This window comes from Microcystis sp. M165S2 (assembly GCF_020245885.1).
Classification (GTDB): Bacteria; Cyanobacteriota; Cyanobacteriia; order Cyanobacteriales; family Microcystaceae; genus Microcystis.
In genome coordinates, this window is record NZ_JADBTZ010000030.1 from 1 (window position 1) to 3,656 (window position 3,656).

5 protein-coding genes are annotated in these 3,656 nt (G+C 45.6%); 3 read left to right on the forward strand and 2 right to left on the reverse strand.

Going from position 1 to position 3,656, the window contains the following annotated elements; genetic code table 11:
- A partial coding sequence (locus tag IM479_RS01545; RefSeq protein WP_287687098.1) for an RNA-guided endonuclease InsQ/TnpB family protein occupies window positions 1–300 on the reverse strand: 300 nt, incomplete at its 3' end.
- Window positions 301–390: 90 nt separating this feature from the next.
- Between IM479_RS01545 and IM479_RS01550 the strand changes: the two genes are divergently transcribed.
- Complete coding sequence (locus IM479_RS01550; protein WP_287673628.1) at window positions 391–1,632, forward strand: GNAT family N-acetyltransferase; 1,242 nt, start codon at window positions 391–393, stop codon at window positions 1,630–1,632.
- On the forward strand, window positions 1,632–2,084 hold the full coding sequence (ruvX, locus tag IM479_RS01555; RefSeq protein ID WP_287687099.1) for a Holliday junction resolvase RuvX: 453 nt from the start codon (window positions 1,632–1,634) through the stop codon (window positions 2,082–2,084). The genes IM479_RS01550 and ruvX overlap by 1 nt, the downstream gene beginning before the upstream one ends.
- Before the next feature lie 33 nt (window positions 2,085–2,117).
- Here the strand turns inward: ruvX and IM479_RS01560 are convergent, their stop codons facing one another.
- Entirely contained in the window at window positions 2,118–3,368 is a 1,251-nt protein-coding gene (locus tag IM479_RS01560; RefSeq protein WP_287687100.1) for a vWA domain-containing protein, read from the reverse strand.
- A 243-nt stretch (window positions 3,369–3,611) separates the two neighbouring features.
- On the opposite strand from IM479_RS01560, the gene IM479_RS22470 reads away from it, so the two are divergent.
- On the forward strand, window positions 3,612–3,656 hold a 45-nt coding region (locus IM479_RS22470), incomplete at its 3' end, for a helix-turn-helix domain-containing protein (RefSeq protein ID WP_353737100.1).

The following is a 3,656-nucleotide window of genomic DNA, read 5'->3' on the forward strand; positions in this document are numbered from 1 at the left end:
GTTAGGATACTTAGTACGACCAGCAAAGAAGTTAGTGAAAGCTGTTTGTAGGTGTCTTAACCCTTGTTGTAAAGGTACACAGCTAACTTCGTTTAAAAAGTCTAATTCTTCTTGCTTTTTCCACTCGGTTAGCATTGAAGAGGTTTCAGCATATCCTACTCTTTCTTGCTTTTCGTACCATGCTTTTGTTCTGAGATGGAGAGCTTTATTGTAAACTAATCTTACACAGCCCAAAGTGCGCCGCAATAGCGACTCTTGTTCTGGTGTGGGGTAAAATCGAAACGAATAGGCTTTTTCCATGGGGAGCATTTTAGCATATATTCCGTAAATGTGCTAATATTTAACGGTAAAGCCGTCGTAGAACGACGGGGTTTCAGACCCAAATTTTCGATGACCACTTCTCCTGTTCCCCAAGGGGACGATTTTAGCGATCGCCCGATCCGTCCCGTACAATATCGGGATTTGGAAGACATTGAAGCTTTAACCCTGGATGACTTCGATGAGGATATTGATCGTCGCGCCCAAAATTTCCGCACGCAGGTGCAACAGGTGCGGCCTTGGTTTGGGTTGTTTAAAATTCTCAGTCTTTTTCCTAATCCTCTCCAACACCGTTTTCATGTCTATGTGGCCGAGTCCATGGCCAATCGGGGAGAAGAAAGGAAAATTCGCGGGGCAATCCAAGTCACCCCTTTTAATAGTAGTCGCAGCACTTGGCGGGTGGAACAGGTGCGGGTGCATCCGGCGGAGTCTTTAAGCGAACCCAAGGGCATCGGGGCGCAATTACTGCGTTATTGTCTAGAAACGGTTTGGGAAGCGCGCACCTGGGTGTTAGAGGTTAATATCAATCAAAAGGACAGTTTGGCACTTTTCCGGCAACACGGTTTTCAGCCTTTGGCGGAATTAACCTATTGGTCTTTACCGCCGCAATTATTACAGGAATTGGCGAAACAAGAGCCAGATTTACCGAATTTACTGCCCGTGAGCAATGCTGACGCTCAATTGCTTTATCAGTTAGATTGTGTGTCTATGCCGCCGCTACTGCGTCAGGTATTCGATCGCCATATCCAGGATTTTAAAATCAATTTAGTTGATAGTTTGCTCTATCGCTGTCAAAGTTGGTGCGGCAGTCCGCAAATTAGTCGCGGTTACGTTTTTGAACCACAACGAAAAGCGGCGATCGGTTATTTTGAATTAATTCTATCTAATCGGGATGAGCGACCCCATCAAGCGAAATTAATTGTCCATCCCGCCTACACTTGGCTCTATCCTAAGTTATTAATCCAGATGGCCCAGATCACTCGCAAATATCCCCCTCGCTCGCTAGAGTTGATATCTGCCGATTATCAGCACGAAAGACGGGAATATCTGGAACAATTGGGAGCAATCCGCAGTTCCCACACCCTGATGATGTCGCGCTCGGTATGGCACAAAATCCGCGAAACTAAGCCGGAAAATTCCGCCCTAGCAGAAATGCTGCAGGGTTTACAACCGGTGCCGCGCACTCCCATCCCTAGTCGGATGTCTTGGTTAAAATGGCCCAATAATCCCCCCCTGGACCCCCTCGACAGTCCGGGGGAACTTCCCCCAGTTAAACCGCCCTCGGAACCCCCCGATCAGGGGCATCCAGTGTGATGGAAAGAGTCGCCGCCCTCGGCTTAGATATCGGTAAAAAACGGGTAGGAGTGGCAGGATGTGACGGCACAGGTTTAATCGCCACTGGTTTAACCACGATTATCCGTTCTTCCTTTGTTGCTGACATACCACAGTTTGAGGCAATTGTCAAGGAAAGAAATATTAAGATTTTGGTAGCGGGACTGCCCTATACCATGGCGGGAGAGTTAGGATTTCAGGCCAAACAGGTACAAAAATACGCCCAGAAACTAGAGATCGCCTTGGATTTGCCCCTCGAATACATTGATGAGCGTTGCACGTCCCTAGAGGCGGAAGAATTCTTAAAAGCCAAAAAACAGTTTTCCTCTTGGGATAAGGGAGCGATCGATCGGGAAGCGGCGGCGATTATTTTACAACAATGGCTCGATCGCCGACGGCGAGTTAATACTGTTGTTTTAGGGGAAACTCGTTGACATCCTCACCGTCCGTTTACGGCGGTGAGGATGTCAACCATCGGTTTGTAGTCTTGTTTTAGCAATAATGCGGGTTTTCTTTAAATCTCCCTCGCTCAATTCTTCTCCCACCTGTAAACGGGTGGCATTAGTTTGGAGGACAGTGGCGGCGTTTTTTTCTCCCAATTGTAAGGCGGTTTTGGCTGCGGTTTGTAGCATGGTGGCGGCGGCTGCTCGATCGCCCTGTTTTAATTTTTCTTCAGCGATTTGGGTTTGACGATATTTGGCTAAAGTCAGAGTCGATTTCTGAACTTGCTCGTCTAATTGGGATTGATAGATAGCTTGGGATGCGATATTAAGGCTAATAGTCGCAGTTTCTAGCCCTTTTTGACCGGAAGCGGGATCATCGTAGCGAATCTTCACCTGAGCTATAGTGTGAGTACCGGGGGGAATTTGGTCGATATAGAGATTGAGGAGGATAATTTTTTCTTCATCTATCATTAAATCACCCAAACGGGTGATGTAAAAATTGCCCTCTTTTTGTAGGGTCATTTCTATGGTTTCTGGGGCAACTTGGGCAATGGGTTTTAACTCCGCTAAATGAGTCCGAGCATCTAATTCTAATTGCAGGAAAGCGTTAGTTAACCGGACAGATTGCAAACGGTTAAATAGACGAGTAAATTCAATTAAAGCCTGTTCGGGTCTTTCGATATAAGATAAACTTCCGCCAGCGATATCGGCAATTTTTTCTAGGATATCTTGATTCCAATGATCGCCAAAACCGAAGGTATTTAAGGTGATACCGTACTCAGCCGCTACTCCGGCTAACTTTAAACAGCGTTGATTATCTCCGTGTTCATTTTCACCATCGGTAAGCAGAAAAATATGAGACACATAACCTTTGCTGCCGGTAGAACTTTCTTGAATACCTAATTTTATCCCTTCATCGATCGCCGTACCTCCTCCCGCTTGTAATTGTTGAATTTTTGAGCGAATTAAGGTCAGATCATCCTGTCGCGATTGGGAGGGAAGAATAACTTTGGCGCGATGATCGAAAGCTATTACCGAGAGACGATCGTTAACCCCGAGGGATTCTATTAAACTGAAGGCCGCTTTTTTGACCGTTTCTAGGGGTTTTCCCTGCATAGAACCGCTATGATCGAGAACTAAACAAAGATTAATCGGTAAATTTGTGTTAATCTGTTCACTGGTGGCGGCGATCGAGAGCATCAGTTGACGTTGACTGCTGCTTTGATTAGCATCGATATGACTGTCACTCAAGGCCGATTTTAGAGTTACCCGCATAAGAGTTTTTTATCGTGGTCGTTGATATTTATATTGTAATGAGTATAGTTAGATTTGTGCTTATTTTCCCGTCCAGCATCGAGTTAAACAAGTTCGAGAACTGGCTGCATCTCATTTTTGTCGATCTACGATGCTCACCCGCGGTTGTTCATCGAAAATTTTGGGTCTGAAACCCCGTCGTTCTACGACGGCTTTACCGTTAAATACTAGCGCATTTACCAAATATATGCTAAAATGTGAGACATGGAAAAAGCCTATTCGTTTCGATTTTACCCAACACCCGAACAA